Genomic DNA, 24580 nt, shown 5'->3' on the forward strand with positions numbered 1-24580 from the left:
GGTGCAGGTGCGGGGGGCGCCGGCACCTCCTCCGGCGCCGGCACCCCCCGCACCTGCACCACCGCCCCCACCACAGATCCAGATCCAGATTCCGGGAGGCCCTCCGGTGGTGATCCCGCTACCGTTCTGACCGGATCAGCGGGGGCGCAGAACGATCTCGGTGGGATGCGCATCCACGGGCGCTTCGACCACCTGCCGCACCGCGCGGGCGACCGATCCGGGGGTGAGGAACTGCGACGGGTCGTACTCGCGACCCTCCGACGCGACGATCGCGCGCTGCATGTCGGTGTCGATCCGGCCCGGGTGGATCGAGGTGACCCGCAGAGCGGGCTCCTCCTCACGGAGCACATCGCCGAACGCGCGCAGCGCGAACTTGCTCGCGGCATAGGCACCCCAGCCGGGACGGGCGCGCAGACCGGCCCCCGAATTGATGAGCACCACGTGCCCGCTCGCGGCCCGCAGGGCCGGCAGCAGCAGCTGGGTCAGTGCGACGACGGCGACCACGTTCGCCTCGAACGTCTCGCGCCACTGCCGTGGTTCGGTGTCGGCGACGGTGCCGAGCTCGGCGACACCGGCGTTGTGGACGAGTACGTCGAGCCGGTCGATGTCCGCCACGGCCGCGGCGACGGCGTCGTGATCGAGCAGATCCACCGGCCACGGCGTGGCGTCGGGGAGTTCCTCGAGGATCGCATCGAGCGACTCGCGACGTCGGCCGCCGAGGAGCAGATCGTGGGTGGGTGCGAGTTCGTGGGCGATCGCGGCGCCGAGACCGCGACCCCCTCCGGTGACGAGAGCTGTGGGGCGCATGGACACGAGCCTAGGAATCCGACGGCGGGGTGGCCACCACACCGTGCTCGAGACCGGACAGGATCTCGGCCAGCCGGTCGTCCGGCGGCGTCGACACCGCCGGGTCGCGGGGAAACCGGAGCTCGAGAAATGCCTTGGGCCGCGACAGCATGTACTCGCGCGCCAGATTCCTGATCCGCGTGCGCGGCCGCACGTCGTTCGCAGCGCGAACCCCGGCGATGTCGATCCCCACCCGCCTGCACAACGCCACCGCGCGCGGCAGGTGGAACGACTGGGTCGTGATCAGTGCCTGTCGCACTCCGTAGGTGGCGACGGCACGCCGGGCGGTGTCGTAGGTGTCGAGACCGTACGGATCGGCGACGATCCGCTCGCGGTTCACGCCCTGCTCGACGAGATACGAGATCATCGCCTCGATCTCGTCGCCCGAGTTTCCCGCCGCATCACCCGAGACGAGCACGGCCTGCACCCGTCCCTGCTCCATCAGCGAGACCGCGACGTCGAGGCGGCTGCGGAGCACCCGCATGGGACGTCCCCGGTGCACCCGCGCACCCGGCACGATCACCACCGGCGCCGCCGGCGCATCGTCCACCTCGTATACGAGGTCCTTCGCCTCGGCCGCCACACGCGCGGAGACGAGTGTCAGCGCGGACACCGCACCGACGGCCAGTGCGGAGACCGCACCGAGAGGAGACGACGACCTGACGGATTCGAGCATGCATCCCAGATTACGGACGCCCCACGGCCACAATGGAGGGGTGGACCCCGTCGACGCCCTCCGTGAAGTCGCTTTCCGGCTCGAACGCGACCGTGCCGACACCTATCGCGTGCAGGCCTACCGCCGTGCGGCCGAGGTGCTCGCCGACGTGAGCGAACACAAGCGCGAGGTCTTACGGAAGACCGACTCGTGGACCGACCTGCCGGGCGTAGGGAAGAAGACCGCGACGATCGTTCGCGAGTCGTTCGACGGAGTGCCCGCCTATCTCGCGCAGTTGCGTGAGGAGGCCGAGCCGATCGGGTGCGGCGCCCGCGACCTGCTCGGGTCGCTGCGCGGCGATCTGCACACCCATTCGAACTGGTCCGACGGTGGCAGCCCGATCGACGAGATGCACCGTGTCGCGTCGACGATGATCGGGCACGAGTACTTCGCCCTCACCGACCACTCTCCTCGGCTGAAGGTGGCGAACGGCCTGACCGCGGAGCGATTGCGTCAGCAGCTCGGCATCGTCGCGCAGATCAATGAGAAGAACGGCGGTGCAAGGATTCTCACCGGGATCGAGGTCGACATCCTCGACGACGGTTCGCTCGATCAGGATGAGGCGTTGCTCGCCGAACTCGATGTCGTCGTCGCGAGCGTGCACTCGAACCTGCGGGCCGACCGGTCGGTGATGACGAAACGCATGCTGCGTGCGGCAGCGAACCCCCACGTCGACGTCCTCGGGCACTGTACGGGGAGGCTCGTCGCCGGTGGCCGTGGGAGCCGGCCCGAATCGAAGTTCGACGCCGAGAAGGTCTTCGCCGCATGTCGCGACCACGACACCGCCGTCGAGATCAACTGCCGGCCCGAACGACGCGACCCGCCCTCGCGTCTCGTCGATCTGGCACTCGAGATCGGGTGCCTGTTCTCCATCGACACCGACGCGCACGCACCCGGGCAGCTCGACTGGCTCGGGTACGGTTGCGAACGTGCCGCCGAGCGGGGTGTCGAACCCGAACAGGTGATCAACACCTGGGGGGTCGACGACCTGCTGGCGTGGACCGACAGGTAGGGGATGCACGTGGAACACATCGACGTACTGATCGTCGGAGCCGGACTGTCCGGCATCGGTGCCGGTTACCGGCTGCAGACACGCTGCCCGGATCTCGAGTACGCGATCCTCGAGAGTCGAGAGGCGATCGGCGGTACGTGGGATCTGTTCCGGTACCCCGGAATCCGGTCGGACAGCGACATGTACACGCTCGGTTTCCCGTTCCGCCCGTGGCGGGGCGAGAAGTCCATCGCCGACGGTCCCGACATCCTGCAGTACATCCGCGACACCGCCGCCGAGTTCGGCATCGACAAACGGATCCGGTTCGGCCACAAGGTGATCGATGCATCCTGGTCCTCGGAGGACGCCCGCTGGACGGTCCGCGCCACGACCGGGGGCGGTACCGTCGAGATCTCCTGTACCTTCCTCTACATCTGCAGCGGCTACTACAGCTACGAGTCCGGTTATCTCCCCGACATCCCCGGTCTGCAGGATTTCGCCGGAACCATCGTGCACCCGCAGTTCTGGCCCGACGATCTCGACTACGAGGGCAGGAAGGTCGTGGTGATCGGCAGCGGCGCCACGGCTGTGACGCTCGTGCCCGCTCTCGCGGAGAAGGCCGAGCACGTGACGATGCTGCAGCGCTCCCCCACCTACGTGATGTCGCTGCCTGCGCGCGACCCGATCGCCGCGCGGATACGGCGTGCCCTGCCGGATCCGGTGGCCCACCGTGCGGTGCGGGCGAAGAACGTGGTGCTCAATCTCGGCTTCTACCAGTTCTGCCAGAGATTTCCCTCGGCGGCGAAGCGCGTGCTGCGCACGCTCGTCGCGCGTCGTCTGCGTGGCCGCGTCCCGGTCGATCCGCACTTCTCGCCGCGCTACGACCCGTGGGATCAGCGGCTGTGCGTGGTCCCCGATTCCGACCTGTTCCGCACCCTGCGCGCCGGGAAGGCCGAGATCGTCACCGACCGGATCGACACCGTCACCGAGAAGAGTGTGCGGCTGGAGTCCGGACGAGAACTCGAGGCCGAGATCCTGATTCCCGCAACCGGTCTGCGGTTGGTGCCGGCCGGGGGAATCGAATTCGTCGTCGACGGCGAGAAGATCGACCTCTCCACCCGGTTCATCTACCGGGGCATGATGCTCGACGGCGTTCCCAATGCCGCGATGTGCCTGGGTTACACCAATGCGTCGTGGACATTGCGTGCCGATCTCGCGTCCCTCTACGTGTGTCGGGTGCTGCGGCACATGCGCCGCAACGGCTACCGCTCGGCGGTTCCGAGGTATTCGGGCGACGGACGCACCCGTCCGCTTCTCGGTCTCGACTCGGGCTACATCCACCGGGCGGAAGGTGCTCTCCCCAAGCAAGGTTCGCGCAGTCCGTGGCTCATGCGCCAGAACTATCTGCTCGACCTGCCCACCATGCGGTTCGGGCGCATCGACGAGTCGATGGTGTTCACACCCTGACCGTCAGCGCCGGCGCGCCGCCAGATGGACGTCGGGGAAGCGATGGCCGGCGTCGGGACGACCGACCGTCCGCCACACCTCGTCGAAACCGGCATCGGACAATGCCGCGGCGAGACGATCCGGGTGCCACCGCCATGCCGGCGCCACCGCGTGATCGAACTCGACCACCTCGCCGGGGGTGTCGGTGGTCTGGCCCGCGATGAGCACCACGCCCCCGGACGGGATCCTTTCCGCCCACCCGTCGAGGATCCCGAGGATCTCGGACGGCGCAACGTGGATGAGGCTGTACCGCGCGATGATCGCGCTCGGAACCACTCCGCGCAGCTCGCCGGATCCGAGTCGTGCATCGTCCCGGACGAATCGCAGGGCGGGATGAGCACCCCGCGCGATGCGCAGCATCTCCGTGCTGGGATCGAGGCCGACCACGTCGAGTCCGCGTTCGGCGAGGTCCGCGGCCACGTATCCGGGTCCGCACCCCACGTCCAGCACGACGCCCTGCACCGGGCTGTGCCGCACCATCTCGGCGAAGGCGGCGACCGTGTGGCGTTCGAGCGGCGTCAGGTAAGGATCGGGGAACAGTTCGACGTACAGATCCGCGAGAGCGTCGTATCCGGGCTGGGTCACTCCGGCATGGTACGGCGGGCCGCGATGAGTTCGACTCCGTCCACAGGTCCTACCGACGACGAATCGGTTACCGCGGGAGGGATCCATGATCATCGTCGCAGGACATCTCACCGTCGACGCCGAGCGGCGCGAGTCCTACCTGGCGACCTGTGAGGCCGTCGTCGAGGCCGCGCGCAGAGCACCGGGCTGCCTCGACTTCGCCGTCACCGCGGACCTGCTCGAACCCGACCGCGTCTGCATCTACGAACGGTGGGAGTCGCAGGCACACCTCGACACCTTCCGCGGCAGCGGGCCCGGCGACGATCAGGCCCGCTGGATCCGGTCGATGGCGGTGGCCGAATACCTCGTCCCGGATGTGCAACCGTCGAACGAGTAGTTCTCGTCGCAGATCCTGCCGGAGATCGACAGGATCTGCGCACGCGGTCAGCGTTGCTCGAGCTTCTCGTCGGGATACCGGGCGAACCGCCCGGCGTCGCGGTCGTGCACGGGACCGTCGCTGTCCCAGGGCCATCCACCGAATCCGGTGCGACGGTAGTCCTCGAACGCCTGGCGGATGCCGGCCTCGTCGTCGAGCACGAACGGGCCGTACGAGACGACGGGTTCGCCGATCGGTCGGCCCTGCAGCATCAGGATCTGCGTGCCCTCGTCGCCGCCGGTGAGGTGTACCGGCACCGACGCGTCGACGACGACCCCGTGTCCGGACTCGATCGTCCGGTCGCCGATCCGCACCGGGGAGCCGCTGTACACGTACAGGACCCGCTGCGTCCGGTCGCCGCGTGCGGCCGGCAGCTCCCGGCACGCGCCGGACGACAGGTCGATGTTCCAGATCGCTACGTCGGTGTCGGGTCGGGACGCCCACGAATTCGGCGGGGGCGGAGGCGGAGTGGAGCCGTCGAGTTCACCGGCCAGGACCCGGACGGAGACCGTGCGTCCGTCCTCGTCTGCGACCGTCACCGTGGGAGTGTCCTCGTTCCACAGCATCGAGAAGTGCGGGTCGGCGGACTTCGATTCGGCCGGCAGGTTCAACCAGATCTGGAACAACTCGAGCGGGTTTCCCGAATCCTTGTTCAGCAGAGGGAACATCTCGCTGTGCACGATGCCGTTGCCGGCGGTGAGCCACTGCGTGTCGCCCTCACCGAAACGCGCCGCCGCACCCACCGAATCGGAGTGGTCGACGAAACCCGAGCGGACGAAGGTCACCGTCTCGAAGCCGCGGTGCGGATGTCCGGGGAAGCCGGGGACGGTGGTGCCGTGGTACATGCTCCAGCCCGCCGGATTGCCGAAGTCCTGGCCGAGCGGGCGGCCGTCGAGCGATGCGTCGGGTCCGAGATCGTCGTTGCCCGCCGGATAGGCGTCGAGGTGGTGCACGGCGAACAGGAACGGATCGAGCGTCTGCCAGGGCGAACCCAGCCGGAACACCTGGAGTACCGGAGTGGAGGCTGCTGAGGTCATGACCGGTGCAACTCTGTACCCGTGCTCTTTGTTCCGGGTGGTGTGGTGGCCTCACTGTCGTCGAGTACCCGCGACCCGGCGGCGAACTTCACCACCTGGTCACCCAGGCGTATCTGTGCGGGTACGGCCCCGCCGAGCAGGTCGCGGGCAAGGGCCGGGGACTCGCCGAGCGGCAGGTCGCTGCCGGCGATGACGACGTTGCCGTAGCGACGTCCCTTGAGCATCGCGGGGTCGGCGATGATCACCGTGTGCTCGAAGACCTCGCCGATCGTCGCGGCCTCACGTTTCGCGACGGCCAGATCGCGGAAGTCGCCGCAGTTGACGACGTAGACACCGCCGGGTGCGAGCACCCGCCGGGCGTGCTGCGTGAACTGGACGGTCGTGAGCGCGACGGGAGTGCGGTTGTAGGCGAAGACATCGCGCACGATCACATCACGGCTCGCATCGGAGAGCGAGGTGAGTACCTGGCGGGCCTCGCCCACCCGGATGCGCAGCAGCGGTGCGCGCGGCATCTCGACGACGACCTGCCGCGCGTCGGGGTGGACCGCGGCGAAGTAGCGCGCCATCGTGCACGCGCCTCCGCCCAGATGCAGCACGCGCAGTCTCGAGTCGCGGTCGAACCTGCTCTCGACGAGCATCGCGATCCACCGCATGTACTCGAACTCGAGCAGGGCGGGGTCGCTCAGGTCGATGTGCGAGCTGGGCACCCCGTTGATCTCGAGCACCCATCCGTCGGCGAGATAGCGGTCCTTGACGAGCTCGCACGTGCCCGTGTCGATGTCGTACAACCCCTCGACCGGGCCGCCCGGGGCACCCGTCTTCTCCTTGCGCGGCGACGATGCGGCGCGGCCACCTCGTTGCCTGCTCATAGGACGAGCCTAGTACCACCCGCCGGGTGTCCGAGCAGAGGTGGAGCTCCTCCTTGTGCATCATCGAGGTCGCAACGACGCTGATGACGGGCGTGAGGACGAGATCACCGCAGGCGAGCCACCGACCGTGGGTCGCGCCGAATGTGTCGACGCTGTTACAGCTACGGCCCTCGTCGTGCGAATCCGTCCGCACGACCGAGAATGGGGCCATGCCGGACCGAGGATTCACTTCCACGCAGCTCGCCGCCCGCGCGGCGTACTTGCTGCGTGGCAACGACCTGGGCACCATGACGAGTGCCGCTCCCAAGCTCTATCCACACATGTGGAGCTGGGATGCGGCGTTCGTCGCCGTGGGCCTCGCGCCGCTGAGTGTCGAACGAGCAGTGGTCGAACTCGACACCTTGCTGTCGGCGCAGTGGAAGAACGGGATGATCCCGCACATCGTCTTCGCCAACGGCGTCGACGGCTACTTCCCCGGCCCGTCGCGCTGGGCGGTCTCCGAGCTGGCCGCGCACGCACCGGGTCAGGTGCAGACCTCGGGCATCACCCAGCCTCCCGTGCACGCCGTCGCCGTGCAGCGCATCCTCGAACATTCGAGGCGGCACGGTCGCTCGACGCGTGCTGTCGCCGAGGAGTTCCTGGACCGCCGGTGGGCGGATCTGGTGCGCTGGCACCGCTGGCTCGCCCACGCGCGCGATCTCGACGGCAACGGCCGGATCGCGCTGTACCACGGATGGGAGTCGGGCATGGACAACTCGCCGCGCTGGGATGCGGCGTACGCCAACGTCGTCGCAGGTCCGGTACCACCCTTCCACCGTGAGGATCTCGAGCACGTCGCCGACGCCACCCAGCGACCCAGCGATCGTGAATACACGCGTTATCTGTGGTTGCTCGAGGAGATGAAGACGGCGCGCTACGAAGACGGCGTGCTCGCGAAGGCCATGAGCTTCGCGGTGGAGGACGTCTTCGTCAGTGCGGTGTTCTCGTTGTCGTGTGAGGTGCTCGCGACCATCGGCGAAGAGCACGCCCGTCCCAACGCCGATGTGCGCGAGTTGTATTCATGGTCGGACCGATTCCGGAAGGGGGTGATCGCCACGACCGACTCCCGGACGGGAGCGGCGAAGGACTTCGATCTGCGCAGCGGGAAGTGGGTCGCTACCGACACTCTCGCGATGTTCGCCCCGCTGCTGTGCGGTGGGCTCGACCGGCAGGCCGAACGGGCACTGTTGCGCACCTTCGAAGGACCGAAGTTCTGCGGGCATCCGGATCTGCGCTACGCGGTACCGCCGTCCACCTCCCCCGTCTCGGGCGACTTCCGACCGCGCGAGTACTGGCGCGGACCGGTGTGGCCCGTGATGACCTGGCTGTTCTCGTGGGCCTTTGCTCGTCGAGGTTGGGCCGAGCGCGCGAACGTGCTTCGCGCGGAAGGACTCCGGCAGGCGAGCGACGGCACCTTCGCCGAGTACTACGAACCGTTCACCGGCGACCCGCTCGGCAGTATGCAGCAGTCGTGGACCGCCGCAGCGGTATTGGACTGGCTGGGTTAGGCCGCTCCGCGGCCCGTGCGTGGTTTCGGCAACCGCGACCACCGAAACCACGCACGAGGGGCATCAGACTCCGATCCGGCCGCCGTCCGACTTCCACGCCGCGACCACGGAAGGACGCGGCTGGGAGTCGCCTCCGTCGGGCCAGTGCGAAGCCGGCGACGCCCACGACGCGTCGTCGGTCTCCCCGGGATGCTGGACGCACACCACGACACGGCCGTCCTGCACGATCGGACCGCACGTCTCCGCGCCGATCGGCACGGTGAGGAACTGCTTCGTCTCCCCGCGGCGCGGTCCGTCGAGGACGACGCTGAACAACCCGTCGTTGGAGCCGAGTGCGTTGCCGTCCGTGGAGATCCACAGGTTGCCGTACGAATCGAAGGCCAGGTTGTCCGGGCACGAGATCGGGCTGACCTGCGACTTGTCGAAACCGCCGAAGTAGGTGTCGGCCTCGTTCGGATCGCCGCACACGAGCAGCAGGGTCCAGGTGAAGGACGTACCCGCGTGGTCGTCGTCGATCTCGAGAACCTGACCGTTCTTGTTGTTCTCGCGCGGATTCGCCTCGTCCGCCGGCGCCGCTCCGTCGACACCGCGCTTGGTGTTGTTGGTGAGCGCGACGTAGACCTTGCCGGTGACCGGGTTCGGTTCGAAGTCCTCGGGACGATCCATCTTCGTCGCGCCCACCTTGTCGCCCGCGAGTCGCGTGAACACCGCGACCTCCTCGGCGCTCATGCCGTCGACCAGTGACTCGGCGCTGCCGTCCTCGTTCGTGCGCAGCAACGCGATCCACTCGCCCTTACCGCGGAACTCGCCGCCGCTCGGCAGAGTTCCGGATCCGTCGATCGCGTCCGGATGGTCGCCGCTGAGCTTCGCGACGTACAGTGTTCCCGCGTCGAGCAGGGTCATGTTGTGCCGCATGGCAGCCCGGGATCTTCCGGGTTGGATCCTCCGCGACGACACGAACTTGTACATGTAGTCGAAGCGTTCGTCGTCGCCGCTGTAGGAGACGACGGTGCCGTCACCGGTGACGTGAACGGTGGCCGCTTCGTGCTTGAACCGTCCGAGGGCGGTGTGCTTGACGGGTACCGAGTTCGCATCCCACGGGTCGATCTCGACGATCCATCCGAACCGGTTGACCTCGTTGGGTTCTGCTGCGATGTCGAAGCGGGGGTCGAAACGTTCCCACTTCCGTTCGGTCTCCGTGCCCTCGAGTCCGTACCGGGCGAGACGTTCGGCGGCGACCGGGTCCGTCACGCTCTCGGCGTTGGCGAAGTACTGATCGAAATTCTCCTCGCCGGACAGCACGGTGCCCCAGGGCGTGAGACCACCGGCGCAGTTGTTGAACGTCCCGGCGACCCGCGTGCCGGTCGGGTCGGCGGAGGTCTTCAGCAGGTCGCTGCCCGCGGCCGGTCCCGTGAGGAGAAATGGTGTGGTTCCGGTGATTCGACGGTTGTACTCACCGAATTCCGGTGTCAGACGACCGGTCCCTGGTTCACCCTTCACTTGGACCACCGACAGTCCGTGACCCGCGATGCCGATGCGTACCTGTTCCTCGGTGGGGGAATCCGCGTCGTAGTCGGCGAACATGAAAGGCTCGGTGGTGTATTCGTGATTGACGACGAGCAGATGGGTGTCGGGCCTGCCGTCCACCGGCAGCAGACCGGCGAAGTCGTTGTTGAACCCGAACTGCTTCTCCTGAGCGGCGGCCGTCTGACTGCCGATGTCGAAGGCCGGAGCGTCGGGCAACACCGGGTCGCCCCAGCGGATGACGACCTCCTGCTCGTAGCCGTCCGGAACCGTCACCGCGTCATCGGTGTTCGGGGCCACGGCGGTGAAGTTCGTGCCGTCCGGCACCGGACCGAGATCATCCGCGCCCGCTGCGTCGCTGCTGGCAGCCGCGGCGGAATCGTCCGCGCAGGCCGTCAGTACACCACCGGCACCGACGGCGAGCACCGCCATGGCACCACCCCGCAGCACCCCGCGACGCGAGACGGCGGCTCGAACGATGTCGCCGAAGTACTCACCGCGCGAGGTGTTGGGAACTGCGTGCGAACAGGCGTCCCCGCACTTGTACTTGCAGGTGATGTTCGAGCGCGACGATATGCCGTCGTGCGTGACGAACAGGGGCAGGATCCTACGGGCCACGACTATCTCCTCGGAATCGGTTCGACGCGGGAACCGTAGGAGCATCAGGCGAGTCGGACGGAACGAGAAGGTGAACACCCGATGAGCATTCGGCTGCCGTGAGACGGCAATCACAGGAGGGGAGCGAACTCAGCCCGGGGCGATGCGGTCCAGGTCCATGATCGGCCGTACGCCGGGACGTTCGCCGTCGAAGAACTCGTCCGGTGGTTGCTCGTCCTCGTCCTGCATCTCGCCGGGTCTCGCGTCGACGAACGGCACCACCCGGTCGGCGATCGCGTCGTTGTACGAGTCGGGTGCGCGGATGGGATCGGCGTGCCCGGTGCGGTCGAGTTTCGACACCAGAAGGGTGCCGTCGATACCACCCGATTGGTCGACGAGAATCCGGTGACTGTACTCGACGTCCACGACAGTGTCGGCCGATGCATTCCGTGGTCGGAGGAACACCACGGCGGGCCGGATCTTGTCGCCGCGCTCGTCGGCCAGTGCCTTCAGGTTGTCCACCGCGCCGGACGCGACGATCGCCCGGAACTGCGACTCGATCAACCCGTTGCTCGCCGCGTCCGTCGAGAAGATCTTGTCGTGCAGCACCTCGGTCGCGGCCTTCCTCAATTCCTCGGTGTCGATCCGGCGGTACCGCCGCTCGGAAGGAACGACGAAGCGATCCTTCCGGGCGACGATCTCGACGAGCATCCGCATGCTGCGGCTCTCCCGCGCACCCGGCAACCAGCCGATCCAGCGCAGCAGATCCTCACCGGCATCGCGTGCGCCGGCCCGGACGGCGTGCAGGTCCAGCGGCGTGCAGTCCAGGATCACACCGGTCACCTCCAGCGAGGTGTCCTGGTACAGATGCTGGGCGACCTCGAGCGCGATGATCCCGCCCATGCTGTGCCCCGTGAGCACGATGTTCTCTATGCCGGTCCACGCCGCACGCTCCTGGATCAGGCGGCTGACGACGGCGGTGTCGAGACCACTGTTGTCGTACTCGACCGCCCACACCTGTCCGAGTTCGCTCAGTGCGGGCAGCGCCGTGGCGGTGTCGGTCGCGTCGAGGTTGCCGAGACCCACGAGATCGACCACGGCCGTGTCGCGATCCTCCCGTGCCGCCGCGTCGTATATCGGATGCAGCTGAGGTCGGGTGAGGGCGAGCCGCTCACGGACCGGCGTGACGTCCCACGCCCAGTACTGGGTGAACAGGGCGACGAGTGGGAGCGCCGCGACGGCCGTGCGTGCGAGAGCTCGCCGGAGCCGACCGAACCGGACCCAGTGATGTCCGGTGCGAGTGTCGCGGAGACGGCGCCGCCGGCGACTGTCGTCCCAGTCGTCGGCGGTGCAGGGCGGAAGCCATGGTGCGTTCGACATGCACCACCGATGGTACTGACGACGAAGATCAGCTGAGCCCTGTCAGCGGCGGTGCGGAGTTCTCGTCGCGCCATGCGATCGCTTCCCGCAATTCGTCGAGATCGTAGTCGGGACCGCCGACACCCACGGTGAACTGGGTGATACCGAGATCGACATAGGACGGTGCGGCCTCGGCGCCGGGCCACGAGGTGGACCGTTCGATCTCCTCGGGACGACGACCGGCGTCGGCGCAGCGCTGCGCGAGGATCTCGGACTTCTCGGCGTGCGTCTCCATCTCGCCGAAGCTGTGCCAGATGTCGGCGTACTTCGCGACCATCGGCAGTGTCTTCTTCGGGCCGCCGCCACCGATCAGGATGGGAATGTGCCGGGTGGGCTGTGGGTTCAGCTTGCCGAGGCGGTTCACGATGCGGGGCATGTACTCGGCGAGCAGGTCGAGGCGGGAACCCTTGGTGCCGAATTCGTAGCCGTACTCGTCGTAGTCCTTCTCGAACCAGCCCGAGCCGATGCCGAGGATGAGACGGCCGCCGCTGATGTGGTCGACGGTGCGGGCCATGTCGGCGAGCAGGTCGGGGTTGCGGTAGCCGCCTCCGGTGACCAGGGCGCCGATCTCCACGCGTTCGGTCTGCTCGGCCCAGGCGCCGAGCATCGTCCAACATTCGAAGTGGGCGCCGTCGGGGTCGCCGTAGAGCGGGTAGAAGTGGTCCCAGTTGAACACGATGTCGACGCCGGCGTCCTCGGCGCGGAGCACGGTGTCGCGGATGACGCCGTAGTCGGGTTGCTGCTGGGGCTGAAGTTGGAGTCCGATGCGAATGGGGCGCGTCATGGAGTCCACGTTAGGGCAACATCTCGTATCGTCGCCCGAGTTCTCGCAGGAAGGACTCGAGAACGAGGTCGAAGCTCTCGGCGTCGATCTCGGCTGCGTACTCGCGGAGCCGATGCGCCTGTGACAGATGCGGATACCGCTCGTTGTAGGTGTCGATGTGATCGTCGAACCCCCCCGCGAACGACGTGATCGCGGAGCCGATGACGATGTACTTGATCGAGGCGCCGATCATCGTCGCGAACCGTGGTGGCCAGCCGGCGCGCGTGAGACCGCCGTGGATGGCGTCGGACGCCTGGAGGGAGACGGGCCGGGTGCCGGGGCTCGCGGCGAGGAAGGGAACCATGTTCGGGTGCGCGGCGAGCGCGTCCCGGTAGGTACGGGCCCACCGGCGTAGCGCTTCCTGCCAGTCGTCCCCGGCGAACGCGCTGACGTCGACCGATTCGCCGATGGCATCGGCGATGTCGTCGAGCAGCTGTTCCTTGGTGGAGTAGTGGCTGTAGAGCGACGGGGCGCGCACACCGAGTTCGGTGGCGATCCGGCGCATCGACACGGCGTCGAGGCCGTGTTCGTCCACGAGTCGCAGCGTGACGTCGCGGATGAGTTCACGGCTGAGCAGAGGCGTGCGGGGGCGCGCCATCCGTGGTCCTCCTTACGGGCAGGCCTGGACGAACTAACGATGTAAGGTTAGTTTGGAATCGCGAGAAGCGCTACGGCGCCGGCATCCCTGGAAGGTCTCTCCATGAACCTGAAGCTCACCGAGGAGGAGCGCGCGTTCCGCGACGAGCTGCGCACCTTCTTCACCACCGAGATCCCCGCCGACGTGCGCGCGAAGACCGCGTCCGGCACCCCGCTGGGCAAGGACGACTTCGTTGCCGTCCAGCGCATCCTGCATTCGCGGGGCCTCGCCGTTCCCAACTGGCCCGTCGAATGGGGTGGCCAGGACTGGACGCCGATGCAGCGCAATATCTGGCTCAGCGAGCTGCAACTCGCCTCGGTGCCCGATCCGCTGCCGTTCAACGCGTCGATGATCGGCCCGGTCATCGCCCAGTTCGGTTCGCAGGAGATGAAGGAACGCTTCCTTCCCGCCACCGCGAACCTCGACATCTGGTGGTGCCAAGGCTTCTCCGAGCCCGAGGCCGGCTCCGATCTCGCCTCCCTCAAGACCCGCGCCGTCCGCGACGGTGACGACTACATCGTCAACGGGCAGAAGACGTGGACGACGCTCGCCCAGCACGCCGACTGGATCTTCTGCCTCGTGCGCACCGATCCGAATGCGAAGAAGCAGGCCGGTATCTCGATGCTGCTCTTCCCGATGGACACCCCCGGTGTCACCCGTCGCCCGATCAAGTTGATCGACGGAAGCTACGAGGTCAACGAGGTCTTCTTCGAAGACGTGCGGGTTCCCGCAGAGAACCTCGTCGGCGAGGAGAACACCGGCTGGACACAGGCGAAGTTCCTGCTCGGCAACGAGCGCACCGGCATCGCCCGCGTCGGCGCCACCAAGGTGAAGCTCGCCCGTGCGAAGTCCCTCGCGGCCGAGACCCGCCTCGGGGGCGGATCACTGCTCGACGATCCGATCTTCGCGGCACGTCTGGCCGAACTCGAGAACGAACTGCTGGCTCTCGAGCTCACCCAGCTGCGCGTCGTCGCCGGGTCGGCCGACGGCAAGCCCAACCCGGCGTCGTCGCTGCTCAAGATGCGCGGTTCCGAGCTGCAGCAGGCCGCGACCGAGCTGCTCGTCGACATCGCCGGCCCCGATTCGCTACCCGCCGGTGAAGCCGATATCGACTCGCCCGACTGGGCCCGGCTCACGACGCCGACCTACCTCAACAACCGCAAGGTCACCATCTACGGTGGATCGAACGAGGTCCAGCGTTCGATCATCGCTTCCTCGATTCTCGGACTGTGAGGCCCCGGACATGAATTTCGAACTCGACACCGAACAGGACATGCTTCGCGCGACCGTCCGCGACCTGCTCTCGGGCGCGTACGACATCGAGTCGCGCAACCGGGTGGCCGAGAGCGACCTGGGATGGAACCGCGACGTGTGGAAGCAGCTCGCCGAACTCGGCGTGCTCGGTCTGCCCTTCGCCGAGGAACACGGCGGTATGGGGGCCGGACCGGTGGAGGTCATGGCCGTCATGACCGAGATCGGTCGTGCCCTCGCGCCGGAGCCCGTGCTCGACTGCGTCTACCTGCCCGGCCGCCTCGTCGCCGAGATCGGCAGCGACGCGCAGCGCTCGGATATCGTTCCGCGACTGTCCGAGGGCACCGCGCTGCTGGCGTTCGCACACGACGAACCGGGCAGCCGCTGGCCGCACACCGAGGTGGCCACCACCGCAGCGCGCGACGGCGACTCCTGGACGTTGTCCGGACGTAAGAACCCTGTGCTGCACGGTGATTGCGCCGACACGCTGATCGTCTCCGCGAAGCTCCCCGAAGGCGGCATCGGCCTGTTCGTCGTCGACGCCGGAGCCGACGGTCTCACCCGTACGCCCTACCGCACCCACGACGGGCGTCGCGGCGCGCAGGTCGTGCTCGAGAACGTCGCGGCCACCCCGCTCGGTGAGGCGGTCGACGCGTCGGCAGCGATCACCGCAGCTCAGGTGCACGCGCAGGCGGCGCTGTGCGCCGAGGTGGTCGGAGCTCTCGACTCCTCGGTGCAGCTGACGACGGGTTACCTGAAGCAGCGCAAGCAGTTCGGTGTGCCGCTGTCGATGTTCCAAGCGCTCACCCACCGCGCCGCCGACATGTACGTGCTGTACGAGCTGGCGTCGAGCATGAGCCTGTACGCGACGATGGCACTCGCCGACGGCATCGTCGATCCGGCGATCGCGTCGCGTGCCAAGCTGCAGGTCGGCCGGTCCGCACGCAAGATCGGTCAGGAGGCGGTACAGATGCACGGTGGCATCGGTGTCACGGCCGAGCACTCCATCGGTCACTACCTCAGCCGCCTGACCGCGATCGAGCACACCCTCGGCACCATGGACGATCACCTGCGGGTGCTCGCCGGCGGCCTGAAGGACTACGAGCTCGTGGAGATCGCCGGAATGTGACCGCTCGGGCTCACTCCCGGGGCAGCAGTGTCCCCAGCGGACCGAGATCGATGTTGAGATCCTCGGGGGTGAGCCCGAAATGGTCGCGCAGTTCCGCCATGCGCTGTTCGAGCAACATCAGAGTCGTTCCGAGACGTTCGATCTGTTCGTCGCTGAGGTCGCCTGCGTCCACGCGGTGCAGTGCCTGACGTTCCATGAGTTGCCGGAGCAATTCGACGAGTGTGAGCACCAGCGTCACCAGGCCCCGCTCCACGGATTCGGGGTCGGCGTCGATGCGGGAGGGGATGTGTGCGGACTCGCTCACGTGCCCTCCCGCGCTCCACGCGGAACGGGGGCATCGATCCCCGGTACGGACAGCGTGCTGATCGACGAGATGAGCGCACGCAGCGAGATCCGCACCAGATCGATCTCCGCGATCGAGAGGGTGATGTCGCCGGTGATGACCACACCTCCGGACAGCACCCGATCCAGCAGATCGATCAGGGCGATCCGCCGCTCCTCGTCCACCGACCCGTCGGCGTACCTCATGGTGATATCCGTTCTGCTCCCGCGAACGAATAGGGCGGCCACGGCCCACTCGTCTCGAGGCGGATCCCCGAGAATTGCGATCCGAGTTCTTCCACTTCGGAACGGAATTCGTCCGTCCGGTCGTCGTCGACGAGATACGTGCCGTTGAGCACCATCCATTCGTGGCTTCCGCTCAGTGCCGGATCGGTCGGCGCGCCCCGGCGACCCGCCGCCGACGTGCGCAACAATCGGTCGTGGATCTCGTTCGCGCGTGCCGCCGCGTCGCGTTCGACGTTCTCCTGTGCTGCGAGTTGCGCGCGACGACGGAGCAGATAGGCCGTGCCGCTTCCGGAATCTGCTTCGCCCGAGTCGGATTCGGCGACGGCTGCGGTCAGCGTCTTCCGGTCCGCGAACGCTTTGACACCCCACTCGGTGCGTCCCGCGACGAGGGTCAGCGCCGACGAGAACTGCTCCTCGTGTTCGGTCAGGAGCGCACGGACCCGAGCGTCGTCGAGGCAGACGGTCGCAAGCCGGAGCGGTACGACCGATACGTGCCGCGCGAGGCCGGCGACAACCGAATCATGGGCACGCGCCACCCTTTCCAGCCAGTCCAGGTCCTCGAGATTGCGTGCCAGCGCGGCCTCGCCGAAATCGTCCAGAGGTACCGTTCCGACCACGGCGGTCAATCCCCCCTCGTGCACCGCACGGACATGTTCTCCGGCCACACCGGAGGCGGCCTCGGTCTCGTCACCGGCGAGCGCCCCGTCGGTCACGGCGTACATCCACACACCCGTCGTCTCAGTCACGGTCCTCCTCGTCCACGATCTCCGCCGGTTCCGCTTCCGTGGCCGCCTCGAGTGCGGCCAACCGCTCGCGCAGTTGCCTGTTCTCCAACTCGAGTTCCGCCCGGCCCGAATCGACCTCGGGTGTACGCGGCTTGCTCGTCAACCACGGATCGCTCTCCCACCAGTCGATTCCGACGGCCTTGGCCGTCTCGAGCGAGGCGATGACGAGGCGGAGTTTGATGGTGAGAAGTTCGATGTCGAGCAGATTCACCTGGATGTCGCCGGCGATCACCAGTCCCTTGTCGAGGACCCGTTCGAGGATGTCGCCGAGATTGGTCGATCGTCCGCCGCCCCCGTAGGGTTGCGGCGACGACGTGCCGCCTCCACCCACGACCGTCATGTCCCGGCCCTCGCTCCGATATCGCTGCTTCCGCGTCCGTAGCGCCGGGTCCGCCGATACGCGAGCAGACCCCCGTCCAGATCGATCTCCACCTCGTAGAGCGCGAGCATGTCGGCCGACGACGGTATCCGCCTGTCCTCGACGACTTCCACCTCGACGACCCATCCGTCCTCGGTGGGTTCGATCGAGGTGACGCCCTGAGCTTCCTTCGAGGTCAGCTCCTTCAGGTGGGTGAGGGCCGCCGATGCGGCCTCGGCCGCCGAGATCGCGGGCGGGCCGGTATCTCTTGCCACGGGATCACCCCCCTCCCTCGCCGGGAGCGGAACCACCGCGGGAGATCATCCGGTTGAGCACGGCCTGTTGCGCCTCGTCCTTCTCCTCGGGAGTCAGTTCACCGGCCTCCGCCGCCTCCTCGATCTGCTCGAGCTCGCGTCGTACGTTGGCCGGATCGTGCAGTTGCTGCTCGACCTGTTCCTGGATGATCTCTCCGAGCCACATCACGCCCTTCACCGGAGCGAGAGGCAACGTGAACAGGGAGGACAGCAGTCCCATGCGTCAACCCTCCTCCCCCGGATCGGATTTCGCCACGAAGTCGTAGGCCGCCATCGGGCCGAGCAACGAGATGTCGACCCGGTCCTCCCATTCCTGGCCCAGCTCGCGGAGAATCTGCTCGAGTTCGTCCTGCCGCTCGAGCTCGACGAGGATGGCGATGTGCACGGCATCCTGCTCGTGGGTGGGTTGCCGTTCGTTGACCATCGGGTCGAGGGAGGACAGAGCCTCGACCGTGCGACGCGTGTCCTCGTTCCGTTTGGCTTCGATCGTCGCGTTGATGATCTCTCCGAGCGCCATCCGGGCCTCACGGGTCGCGTCCTCGGACTGTCCTCTGATCTGTTCCCGCAATTGTGCTGCGTCGGAGTTCTCTTCGAGAATCTCCTGCAGGATGGCCCTCTCGTCGTATCGCCCCTTCACGACGAACTGGGCGAGACCCTCGAGTTGCTCCAGCGCCGAGGCGAGTTCGTCCTCGTGCCCCTCGAGCAACTCCTCGGCCACCGCGTCGCGGTCGGTGAGAACAGCACCGAACCGGAGAGGCAGGACCGGTGCGACGACCACGGTCCCGTCGAGCAGTGCGGCATGTGCCTTGAGATCGTCCGGCGTGCCCAGTGCCCGGTCGGTCGGGATCTCGCTCACCAGAGCGGCGATACCTCCGGAGCGGACGACGGAGATCTGCGCGGGTGGGTTACCCACGCCCTCCGCATGATCTTCCGGTTCCACATCGGACGGCACGATTCCGTACACGTATACTGCAGTGGTCGTGGCGGTTTCGTCATTCTCACCCTGACCGGATCGTTCGGTCTGTTCGGTGGACATCAATCATCACCCCTGCGTGATCGTCGAGCAGGCTGCCGTTGTTCCTGCACGTCCCCGAGAAACTCGCTGACCTTCTCCCCAGCGGCCTCGAGAGCTCCTTTCGTCTTGTGCTTGGATCCACCGGAGGTGATGTCGCCGACCAGATCCGGAAGTCCTTTCGGTTCGTTGTCGGAGATCTCCAGTCGGTTGACCGCTTCCGCGAACCGCAGATAGGTGTCGACGCTGGCGACGACGACGCGGGCGTCGATGGTGAGCAGTTCGATACCGACGAGTGAGACTCGCACGAATGCGTCGATGACGAGTCCCTTGTCCAGGATCGTATCGATGACGTCGGCGAGGCCGGACGAGTTGGGGCGGGCCATGCCGCCCCCACCGCCACCGCCGCCACCGCCCCCTGCAGGTTGGATGGTCATGAGCGGGATCCTCTCGAGCGTGCCGAACGCGTGCCGGTGGACTTCGCCGCCCGGGTTCGTTTCGCGGGGGCGCGTTTCCGAGGCGGTTCGGGTTCGTCCTCTTCTTCGTCTTCCTCTTCGCCGGACTCTTCGTCGGGTTCCTCGTCCTCCTCATCCGGATACTCGTCCTCGAGGTCCTCCTCCTCCTCGTCCCGGAGGTCCTCGTCGTCCGGCGACTCCTCGCCCTCTTCCTCGCCTTCACCTTCGCCTTCGTCGAAATCTTCGTCCTCGTCGCGGATCTCGTCCTCGTCGCCGGACGTGTCGACGTCTTCTTCGTCACCTGTTCCGGCGGAGTCCTCCTCGGTCTCCTCGCCGGTGTCCTCCTCCTGTTCCCGTTCCTCTTCCTCTCTGCGCGCCGTCTCGTCGTCCTTGACGACTTCGCTGTCGCGGATCTCTCCGTGCCAGCCCATGATGTCGTCGGGATGCAGTACGGCTTCGGTCATGACGTGGCGCCGGAAGTGCTTCAGTTCCAGGCGGGACCGGCGACCCACTGCCCGCCACAGGTTCGCGGTGCGCTCGAACAGGCCCCGGGGGTGATATTCGAGGACCAGGAGGATCCGGGTGAGATCCGGTGTGAGTTCGTGGAAGGTCACCGCGCCGTCGATGTAACCCTTTCCGCCCTTGGAGCGCCACACGATCCGTTCGAACGGCACCTGTTCGAGGATCGTGGACTCCCAGTTCCGGCGCGACCAGAAGACCTTGCCGGTCCAGTGAAGTTTCTCGTCCTCGACCTGTTCGACCTGTTCGACCTTCTTCATGAACTTCGGCCAGTCGGCGAACTGGGTCCACAGATCGTAGGCAAGGTCGATCGGCACTCCTACGTCGATGCTCTCGACGATGTTGGTGAGCTTGATCTTCTTGTTGCCACCACCGCCGCCCTTGCCCCCGCCGGTGACGGCCTCCTTGACGTCCTGGAACTTGTCCTTCGCGGTGTTCTTCAGGTTCTCGAACCCCGAGCTCGCCGCCGCCTTCAACGGCGACTCGCCCTGAGCGAGCTTGTCGACACCGGTCAGCGCGCTGGCCAGATTTCCGCCCTTGCCCTCGGAGTAATCCTGTAATCGTCCCGCCGTGCCGGTGACCCTGTCCGACAGGCTCGACAACGCATTCTGCGCGACGGTTCCCGCGAGGCCCTGCAACGATTGCTGCAGACCACCGGTCAGTCCGCCCGTGGCCTTCCCCGCCGTATCCGTGGCGGTTCGGCCGGCCTTACCGGCGGTATCGGTCGCGGTCTTCCCGGCCTTGCCCACCGCGTCGGTGACTCCACTCGATACATCACTCAATCCGGCCATCGCTCTCACCGCTTCGTTCGACGTACGGGCGCACGACCGGAGGACGACGCACTGCTACGCGCTGCGCGCTTGCGCGGCTTGGGAGATGCCTCTTCCGAATCGTCCGAGTCGTCGCTGTCGGATGTCTTCTTGCTGCGGGAAGCCCGCGGACGGGACGTGGCGCGCGCGGCGCGGCGCCGGGGTGCGGGGCGCTCGGGTTCCGGTTCCTCGTCGTCGCCCGAATCCTCCTCGCCCGAATCCTCCTCGTCGGCACCCTCTTCGTCCGTCTCGTCGTAATCCGGTTCCTCGTCGCGGGTCCTGCTGCCGCGACTCCTGCCGCCGCGACTTTCTTCCCCCTCGCGTGATTCGTCGTATTCGTCTTCGTATTCCGCGTCCTCGGGCTCCTCGTCCGCTCCGCCCCCGGCCCGCGCCTGCAGACGCTCGTTGAGGGCATCGATGCGGTGGCTGGCCGCGGTCACGGCTGCGGCACGCGCCGCGTGCATGAGTTCTCCGCGAACGGATTCGGTGATCTTGCTGACCTCGGGAGACGAACCGAGCATCGAGGCGCTTCGCTGCAGGAGTTCCTGCGGGTTGCTGGGCAGTTTGCCGGTGACTCCGGCACCGGCGAGCATCATGGCCAACCGCATCTTCTTGGTTCGGCCCAGGAAATATCCGATGCCCACACCGAGGGCGACTCGTGCTCCGGGTTTCATCACCGTTCTCCTTCATCTGCCGCGCGTCGTGTAGGCGTGCTCGGAAGGTGGCCGGAAGGTCTCGGTACGGTACGCAGCCGACGCGTGTATTTATGTGATGCAAACCACAGTACGTCACTCGGGACCGTGATTCGCATGCTTCGCCGCCATGCGGATCCGGGCAGACGACGAGGGTCGGTAAAGTACCAATCAGTATGTTCTACAGCAGGATACGAGTGTTGCTACATATTCGGTCCGCGCAGCGCGCTGTTCCCAAAGAACAGTTCTCGTACCGGCAATGCATTCGGAAAACGGATCTATCGCCCCGGCCCGGCCGGAGCGGTGATCCCCGTGGCCTGCAACGCGAATGCCGCTTCCGGGCCGATGATCTCGCCGACGAGGACGAGGAACCGGTCGACGAAAGCGGGACCATGGGCACCCTCGGTGGCGTCGTCCGGATTCTGTGGATCGAGATGGTGCGCGAGTTCGTGGAGCACCACCATCTCCCGGAACGCCCATGCGGTGTTCGCGCGGTGCTCGGGAAGGGCGATCGTCGCGCAGTCGCGTTCGTAGTGCGCGGCCGCGTTGCCGGCCCGGGCCCGCACGCGCACGGGCACGGCGGCGCGTTCCCACCGCATGATCACCCAGTCGAGGCCGAGCACGGCATCGATGTAGTCCTGGACGGAGGCGATGGAGGCGAATCGTCTCTCGACCGGAAGCGTGACGTGGGAACCGGCGACCTCGACCGTTCTCAGACCTCGTTCGTCGGCGCGGTCGAGCATCTTCCGTACGATCGACTCCGCTTCGTACACAGCGGTTCTGCGGGTGTCGCGCACCTTGGTCACCGTTCCAGCCTCCTCGGAGCCGACGGCAGTTCGGGTGCCGTTCCCAGTCGTGCCGCCCGGCCGGCGCGATCGCCCGCGCGCTGGGCGTCGGCCGAGCGCGCCGACGGCGCCCGGTTGCCCCGCCAACTGCCCCGCGCCTGCGACGTACTGCTGTAGAAGTCCTGGAGTTCCAGATTCTTCCCACGCAACACCAACGCCGTGCCCGGCGCGGATGTTTCCGCCTCGCGTTCGATCTGCTGCTTCGCCTCGGCCAGCCTGGCGCCGATCCGGGCGGCGAACGCCGACTGGAAGTTCAGTCGGGCCGTGACCGGGGCAACGGGTTTGCGTACGCGTGTGCGCACACGCCGGTCGCCGCGTTCCTCCACGACGGTACGCACCGTGGTCTCGGCCCGGTATGTGCCCTCACGCAGATACGCATCGGACGCCCGGACCATCTGCACCAGCAGGGAGGAGTACAGGGCCTCGCAGACGTCGATGTCGTCGGCGAAGCCGTAGGCGTAGATGACGGTGGAGTTCGCGGTGATGTCGCACTGCACGTCGTTGGCCGCGGCGATCGCGATGAACAACTGTGCGTAGGTACGCAGTCCCTTCTTGCCCGTCTCACCGATGGTGATCAGTCGCTGGACGGGGGCGGCACGGCGTTCCTTCGCCGCGGTGTGGCTGCGCGCGACCGCCAGATCGATCGAGGCGGACGTCGCGAGTCGCTGCGCTGCGGCGAGGAAGGCGTCGGCCTCGTGAGGGTTGTCGGTGGACTCCGCCTGGCGGAGCAACCCGCCGATACGACTCAACATCTTGTCCGAACTCACCCCGCGAGCGTAGAGCCCGGCACCGACTCCACCCACGAGAGCGAGAACACGTCCCGAAATTCCTGCAGAACCGCCTACTACCCAGCAAGATCGTGCAGATGGACACTGCGGTCGATTTCGTCACCGATATCAACGACACCTTCTGGTACGCGGTGATCGCGTTGCTCGTCGGCTCCGGCCTGTACTACACCGTGCGCTCGCGATTCATCCAGATCCGGCTCGTGCCGGACATGCTGCGTTCCGTGGTCGAGAAACCGACGACGATGCCCGACGGCACGAAGGGGATCTCGCCCTTCCGGGCGTTCTCGGTATCCGCGGCCTCGCGTGTGGGCACCGGCAACGTGGCAGGTGTCGCGATCGCGATCAGCCTCGGCGGACCGGGCGCGGTGTTCTGGATGTGGGTGATGGCATCGATCGGCGCGGCCACCGCATTCCTCGAGTCCACCCTCGCCCAGTTGTACAAGGTGCGCGACAAGGATTCCTTCCGCGGCGGACCCGCCTACTACATGCAGTACGGACTCGGAAAACGGTGGATGGGCATGATCTTCGCGGTGATCATCACGATCACCTACGGCTTCGTGTTCAACGCGGTGCAGACCAATTCCATCGTCGACGCGGTCTCGAGTTCCGTGGGCGAGAAGTCCACGGGGTTGCAGGTGGGTGTGGGCCTCGTCGTCGCCGTCCTCGTGGCCGTGGTGATCTTCGGCGGAATCCGCCGCATCTCCGGAGTGTCGCAGGTGCTGGTGCCGATCCTGGCGATCGCCTATCTCGTGATCGGCGTCATCGTCGTGATCCTCAACATCGGTGAGGTTCCCGCGATGTTCCGGTTGATCGTCGAGAACGCGTTCGGCCTCGAGGAGATCGTCGGTGGAGGCTTCGCCGCAGCCTTCATGAACGGCATCCGCCGCGGGTTGTTCTCCAACGAGGCGGGCATGGGGTCGGCGCCGAACGCCGGTGCCACCGCGGCAGTTTCGCATCCGGTGAAGCAGGGTCTGGTCCAGAGCCTCGGTGTCTACTTCGACACCCTGCTGGTGTGTTCGATCACGGCCTTCATCATCCTGTTGTCCGAGCCCGAGTTCGGCAGCGGCCTCGAAGGCGCGGCCCTGACGCAGAATGCGCTCGCCCTGCAACTCGGCGACTGGACGGTCCACTTCCTGGCGGTGCTGATCTTCTTCCTCGCGTTCACCTCCGTGATCGGCAACTACTACTACAGCGAATCGAACATGGAGTTCCTCACCGGTTCGCGCCGAATCCTCCCCTACCTGCGGGCGGCGGTCGTGGTGTGCGTGTTCCTCGGAGCCGTCGGCTCCCTCCCCCTCGTGTGGGCGCTGGCCGACCTCGCCATGGGAATCATGGCCACGGTGAACCTCATCGCGCTGATCCCGCTGTCGGGTATCGCCTACGCGTTGTTCCACCATTACTCCGCGCAGCGCAAGCAGGGACGCGACCCGGTCTTCCACGCGGGCGACGTACCGGGGGTGCGTGGAATCCAGGTGTGGACGGACGAGGACCTCGCGCCGGTCGACCGTGATGCGGACAGGACACGGTAGATTCCCCTACCGCACG

The 24580-nt window shown here is 66.9% G+C and carries 28 protein-coding genes; 7 read left to right on the forward strand and 21 right to left on the reverse strand.

The window, feature by feature from the left end; translation table 11 throughout:
- Positions 1–135: 135 nt before the first annotated feature.
- Together A8G18_RS00490 and A8G18_RS00495 are read right to left on the reverse strand one after the other, a co-directional pair.
- The gene (locus A8G18_RS00490) at positions 136–807 is read right to left on the reverse strand and encodes an SDR family oxidoreductase (protein WP_064062302.1); all 672 of its coding nucleotides are present in this window, start codon (positions 805–807) and stop codon (positions 136–138) included.
- 10 nt (positions 808–817) lie between these two features.
- On the reverse strand, positions 818–1522 hold the full coding sequence (locus A8G18_RS00495; RefSeq protein ID WP_064062303.1) for a SanA/YdcF family protein: 705 nt from the start codon (positions 1520–1522) through the stop codon (positions 818–820).
- Positions 1523–1562: 40 nt separating this feature from the next.
- Between A8G18_RS00495 and A8G18_RS00500 the strand changes: the two genes are divergently transcribed.
- The gene (locus A8G18_RS00500) at positions 1563–2573 is read left to right on the forward strand and encodes a PHP domain-containing protein (RefSeq protein ID WP_064062304.1); all 1011 of its coding nucleotides are present in this window, start codon (positions 1563–1565) and stop codon (positions 2571–2573) included.
- A 3-nt stretch (positions 2574–2576) separates the two neighbouring features.
- Positions 2577–4019 carry a flavin-containing monooxygenase gene (locus A8G18_RS00505; protein WP_064062305.1) on the forward strand — a complete coding sequence of 481 codons (1443 nt, stop codon included), beginning with the start codon at positions 2577–2579 and terminating at the stop codon, positions 4017–4019.
- A gap of 3 nt (positions 4020–4022) precedes the next feature.
- Here A8G18_RS00505 and A8G18_RS00510 read toward each other — a convergent pair whose 3' ends face one another.
- Positions 4023–4643: a class I SAM-dependent methyltransferase gene (locus A8G18_RS00510; protein ID WP_064062306.1), complete on the reverse strand. Its 621-nt coding sequence runs from the start codon at positions 4641–4643 to the stop codon at positions 4023–4025.
- 85 nt (positions 4644–4728) lie between these two features.
- Between A8G18_RS00510 and A8G18_RS00515 the strand changes: the two genes are divergently transcribed.
- Positions 4729–5019 carry a putative quinol monooxygenase gene (locus A8G18_RS00515; protein WP_064062307.1) on the forward strand — a complete coding sequence of 97 codons (291 nt, stop codon included), beginning with the start codon at positions 4729–4731 and terminating at the stop codon, positions 5017–5019.
- A 47-nt stretch (positions 5020–5066) separates the two neighbouring features.
- Here A8G18_RS00515 and A8G18_RS00520 read toward each other — a convergent pair whose 3' ends face one another.
- Both A8G18_RS00520 and A8G18_RS00525 read right to left on the reverse strand, forming a co-directional pair.
- On the reverse strand, positions 5067–6095 hold the full coding sequence (locus A8G18_RS00520) for a pirin family protein (RefSeq protein WP_064062308.1): 1029 nt from the start codon (positions 6093–6095) through the stop codon (positions 5067–5069).
- On the reverse strand, positions 6092–6964 hold the full coding sequence (locus A8G18_RS00525) for a spermidine synthase (protein WP_064062309.1): 873 nt from the start codon (positions 6962–6964) through the stop codon (positions 6092–6094). The genes A8G18_RS00520 and A8G18_RS00525 overlap by 4 nt, the downstream gene beginning before the upstream one ends.
- Positions 6965–7173: 209 nt before the next feature.
- Between A8G18_RS00525 and ggh the strand changes: the two genes are divergently transcribed.
- Positions 7174–8511 carry a glucosylglycerate hydrolase gene (gene ggh, locus A8G18_RS00530; protein ID WP_064062310.1) on the forward strand — a complete coding sequence of 446 codons (1338 nt, stop codon included), beginning with the start codon at positions 7174–7176 and terminating at the stop codon, positions 8509–8511.
- 63 nt (positions 8512–8574) lie between these two features.
- On the opposite strand, the gene A8G18_RS00535 is transcribed toward ggh, so the two are convergent.
- The 4 genes from A8G18_RS00535 to A8G18_RS00550 form a co-directional block, all read right to left on the reverse strand.
- On the reverse strand, positions 8575–10698 hold the full coding sequence (locus A8G18_RS00535) for a PhoX family protein (protein WP_064062509.1): 2124 nt from the start codon (positions 10696–10698) through the stop codon (positions 8575–8577).
- 84 nt (positions 10699–10782) lie between these two features.
- Entirely contained in the window at positions 10783–12012 is a 1230-nt protein-coding gene (locus A8G18_RS00540) for an alpha/beta hydrolase family protein (protein WP_064062311.1), read from the reverse strand.
- 28 nt (positions 12013–12040) lie between these two features.
- A complete protein-coding gene (locus A8G18_RS00545) occupies positions 12041–12835 on the reverse strand; it encodes an LLM class F420-dependent oxidoreductase (RefSeq protein ID WP_064062510.1) in 795 nt (264 codons plus the stop codon).
- Positions 12836–12845: 10 nt separating this feature from the next.
- A complete protein-coding gene (locus tag A8G18_RS00550; RefSeq protein ID WP_064062312.1) occupies positions 12846–13472 on the reverse strand; it encodes a TetR/AcrR family transcriptional regulator in 627 nt (208 codons plus the stop codon).
- Positions 13473–13574: 102 nt separating this feature from the next.
- Between A8G18_RS00550 and A8G18_RS00555 the strand changes: the two genes are divergently transcribed.
- Positions 13575–14744, forward strand: coding sequence for an acyl-CoA dehydrogenase family protein (locus A8G18_RS00555; RefSeq protein ID WP_016931785.1), 1170 nt, complete (start codon positions 13575–13577; stop codon positions 14742–14744).
- Positions 14745–14754: 10 nt separating this feature from the next.
- Complete coding sequence (locus tag A8G18_RS00560; RefSeq protein WP_064062313.1) at positions 14755–15891, forward strand: acyl-CoA dehydrogenase family protein; 1137 nt, start codon at positions 14755–14757, stop codon at positions 15889–15891.
- Between the two features lie 10 nt (positions 15892–15901).
- Here the strand turns inward: A8G18_RS00560 and A8G18_RS00565 are convergent, their stop codons facing one another.
- The 12 genes from A8G18_RS00565 to A8G18_RS00620 all read right to left on the reverse strand — a co-directional run bounded on the left by A8G18_RS00565 (position 15902) and on the right by A8G18_RS00620 (position 23014).
- A complete protein-coding gene (locus tag A8G18_RS00565; protein WP_016931787.1) occupies positions 15902–16195 on the reverse strand; it encodes a gas vesicle protein K in 294 nt (97 codons plus the stop codon).
- The gene (locus A8G18_RS00570; protein WP_064062314.1) at positions 16192–16419 is read right to left on the reverse strand and encodes a gas vesicle protein; all 228 of its coding nucleotides are present in this window, start codon (positions 16417–16419) and stop codon (positions 16192–16194) included. Before A8G18_RS00570 ends, A8G18_RS00565 begins: the two co-directional genes overlap by 4 nt.
- The gene (locus A8G18_RS00575; protein ID WP_064062315.1) at positions 16416–17204 is read right to left on the reverse strand and encodes a GvpL/GvpF family gas vesicle protein; all 789 of its coding nucleotides are present in this window, start codon (positions 17202–17204) and stop codon (positions 16416–16418) included. Before A8G18_RS00575 ends, A8G18_RS00570 begins: the two co-directional genes overlap by 4 nt.
- A complete protein-coding gene (gene gvpJ / locus A8G18_RS00580; RefSeq protein ID WP_064062316.1) occupies positions 17197–17583 on the reverse strand; it encodes a gas vesicle protein GvpJ in 387 nt (128 codons plus the stop codon). The genes A8G18_RS00575 and gvpJ (A8G18_RS00580) overlap by 8 nt, the downstream gene beginning before the upstream one ends.
- On the reverse strand, positions 17580–17876 hold the full coding sequence (gvpO, locus tag A8G18_RS00585; RefSeq protein ID WP_016931791.1) for a gas vesicle protein GvpO: 297 nt from the start codon (positions 17874–17876) through the stop codon (positions 17580–17582). Before gvpO ends, gvpJ (A8G18_RS00580) begins: the two co-directional genes overlap by 4 nt.
- Positions 17877–17880: 4 nt before the next feature.
- Positions 17881–18135 carry a gas vesicle protein GvpG gene (locus A8G18_RS00590; RefSeq protein WP_064062317.1) on the reverse strand — a complete coding sequence of 85 codons (255 nt, stop codon included), beginning with the start codon at positions 18133–18135 and terminating at the stop codon, positions 17881–17883.
- A gap of 3 nt (positions 18136–18138) precedes the next feature.
- A complete protein-coding gene (locus A8G18_RS00595) occupies positions 18139–18951 on the reverse strand; it encodes a GvpL/GvpF family gas vesicle protein (protein ID WP_064062318.1) in 813 nt (270 codons plus the stop codon).
- A complete protein-coding gene (gvpJ, locus tag A8G18_RS00600; RefSeq protein WP_172506068.1) occupies positions 18951–19364 on the reverse strand; it encodes a gas vesicle protein GvpJ in 414 nt (137 codons plus the stop codon). Before gvpJ (A8G18_RS00600) ends, A8G18_RS00595 begins: the two co-directional genes overlap by 1 nt.
- Positions 19361–20692 carry an SRPBCC family protein gene (locus A8G18_RS00605; protein ID WP_064062319.1) on the reverse strand — a complete coding sequence of 444 codons (1332 nt, stop codon included), beginning with the start codon at positions 20690–20692 and terminating at the stop codon, positions 19361–19363. The genes gvpJ (A8G18_RS00600) and A8G18_RS00605 overlap by 4 nt, the downstream gene beginning before the upstream one ends.
- Before the next feature lie 5 nt (positions 20693–20697).
- Positions 20698–21384: a hypothetical protein gene (locus tag A8G18_RS00610; protein WP_064062320.1), complete on the reverse strand. Its 687-nt coding sequence runs from the start codon at positions 21382–21384 to the stop codon at positions 20698–20700.
- A gap of 296 nt (positions 21385–21680) precedes the next feature.
- Complete coding sequence (locus A8G18_RS00615; protein ID WP_064062321.1) at positions 21681–22208, reverse strand: TIGR04338 family metallohydrolase; 528 nt, start codon at positions 22206–22208, stop codon at positions 21681–21683.
- Positions 22205–23014 (reverse strand): DUF2786 domain-containing protein, encoded by an 810-nt coding sequence (locus A8G18_RS00620; RefSeq protein ID WP_064062511.1) that lies wholly within the window; start codon positions 23012–23014, stop codon positions 22205–22207. Before A8G18_RS00620 ends, A8G18_RS00615 begins: the two co-directional genes overlap by 4 nt.
- Before the next feature lie 98 nt (positions 23015–23112).
- On the opposite strand from A8G18_RS00620, the gene A8G18_RS00625 reads away from it, so the two are divergent.
- A complete protein-coding gene (locus tag A8G18_RS00625) occupies positions 23113–24564 on the forward strand; it encodes an alanine/glycine:cation symporter family protein (RefSeq protein ID WP_064062322.1) in 1452 nt (483 codons plus the stop codon).
- The last annotated feature ends 16 nt before the right edge of the window (positions 24565–24580 follow it).

The sequence above is a fragment of the Rhodococcus gordoniae genome, from assembly GCF_001646655.1.
Lineage (GTDB): Bacteria > Actinomycetota > Actinomycetes > Mycobacteriales > Mycobacteriaceae > Rhodococcus > Rhodococcus gordoniae.

Coding starts and splice junctions, on each gene's coding strand:
- A8G18_RS00595 (WP_064062318.1), bottom strand. CDS start 18,951: ATGTCCACCGAACAGACCGAACGATCCGGTCAGGGTGAGAATGACGAA.
- A8G18_RS00520 (WP_064062308.1), bottom strand. CDS start 6,095: ATGACCTCAGCAGCCTCCACTCCGGTACTCCAGGTGTTCCGGCTGGGT.
- A8G18_RS00525 (WP_064062309.1), bottom strand. CDS start 6,964: ATGAGCAGGCAACGAGGTGGCCGCGCCGCATCGTCGCCGCGCAAGGAG.
- A8G18_RS00505 (WP_064062305.1), top strand. CDS start 2,577: ATGCACGTGGAACACATCGACGTACTGATCGTCGGAGCCGGACTGTCC.
- A8G18_RS00550 (WP_064062312.1), bottom strand. CDS start 13,472: ATGGCGCGCCCCCGCACGCCTCTGCTCAGCCGTGAACTCATCCGCGAC.
- A8G18_RS00555 (WP_016931785.1), top strand. CDS start 13,575: ATGAACCTGAAGCTCACCGAGGAGGAGCGCGCGTTCCGCGACGAGCTG.
- A8G18_RS00610 (WP_064062320.1), bottom strand. CDS start 21,384: ATGAAACCCGGAGCACGAGTCGCCCTCGGTGTGGGCATCGGATATTTC.
- A8G18_RS00560 (WP_064062313.1), top strand. CDS start 14,755: ATGAATTTCGAACTCGACACCGAACAGGACATGCTTCGCGCGACCGTC.
- A8G18_RS00515 (WP_064062307.1), top strand. CDS start 4,729: ATGATCATCGTCGCAGGACATCTCACCGTCGACGCCGAGCGGCGCGAG.
- A8G18_RS00625 (WP_064062322.1), top strand. CDS start 23,113: ATGGACACTGCGGTCGATTTCGTCACCGATATCAACGACACCTTCTGG.
- gvpJ (WP_172506068.1), bottom strand. CDS start 19,364: ATGACCATCCAACCTGCAGGGGGCGGTGGCGGCGGTGGCGGTGGGGGC.
- gvpJ (WP_064062316.1), bottom strand. CDS start 17,583: ATGACGGTCGTGGGTGGAGGCGGCACGTCGTCGCCGCAACCCTACGGG.
- ggh (WP_064062310.1), top strand. CDS start 7,174: ATGCCGGACCGAGGATTCACTTCCACGCAGCTCGCCGCCCGCGCGGCG.
- A8G18_RS00490 (WP_064062302.1), bottom strand. CDS start 807: ATGCGCCCCACAGCTCTCGTCACCGGAGGGGGTCGCGGTCTCGGCGCC.
- A8G18_RS00540 (WP_064062311.1), bottom strand. CDS start 12,012: ATGTCGAACGCACCATGGCTTCCGCCCTGCACCGCCGACGACTGGGAC.
- A8G18_RS00605 (WP_064062319.1), bottom strand. CDS start 20,692: ATGGCCGGATTGAGTGATGTATCGAGTGGAGTCACCGACGCGGTGGGC.
- A8G18_RS00535 (WP_064062509.1), bottom strand. CDS start 10,698: ATGCTCCTACGGTTCCCGCGTCGAACCGATTCCGAGGAGATAGTCGTG.
- A8G18_RS00495 (WP_064062303.1), bottom strand. CDS start 1,522: ATGCTCGAATCCGTCAGGTCGTCGTCTCCTCTCGGTGCGGTCTCCGCA.
- A8G18_RS00545 (WP_064062510.1), bottom strand. CDS start 12,835: ATGACGCGCCCCATTCGCATCGGACTCCAACTTCAGCCCCAGCAGCAA.
- A8G18_RS00570 (WP_064062314.1), bottom strand. CDS start 16,419: ATGAGGTACGCCGACGGGTCGGTGGACGAGGAGCGGCGGATCGCCCTG.
- A8G18_RS00590 (WP_064062317.1), bottom strand. CDS start 18,135: ATGGGACTGCTGTCCTCCCTGTTCACGTTGCCTCTCGCTCCGGTGAAG.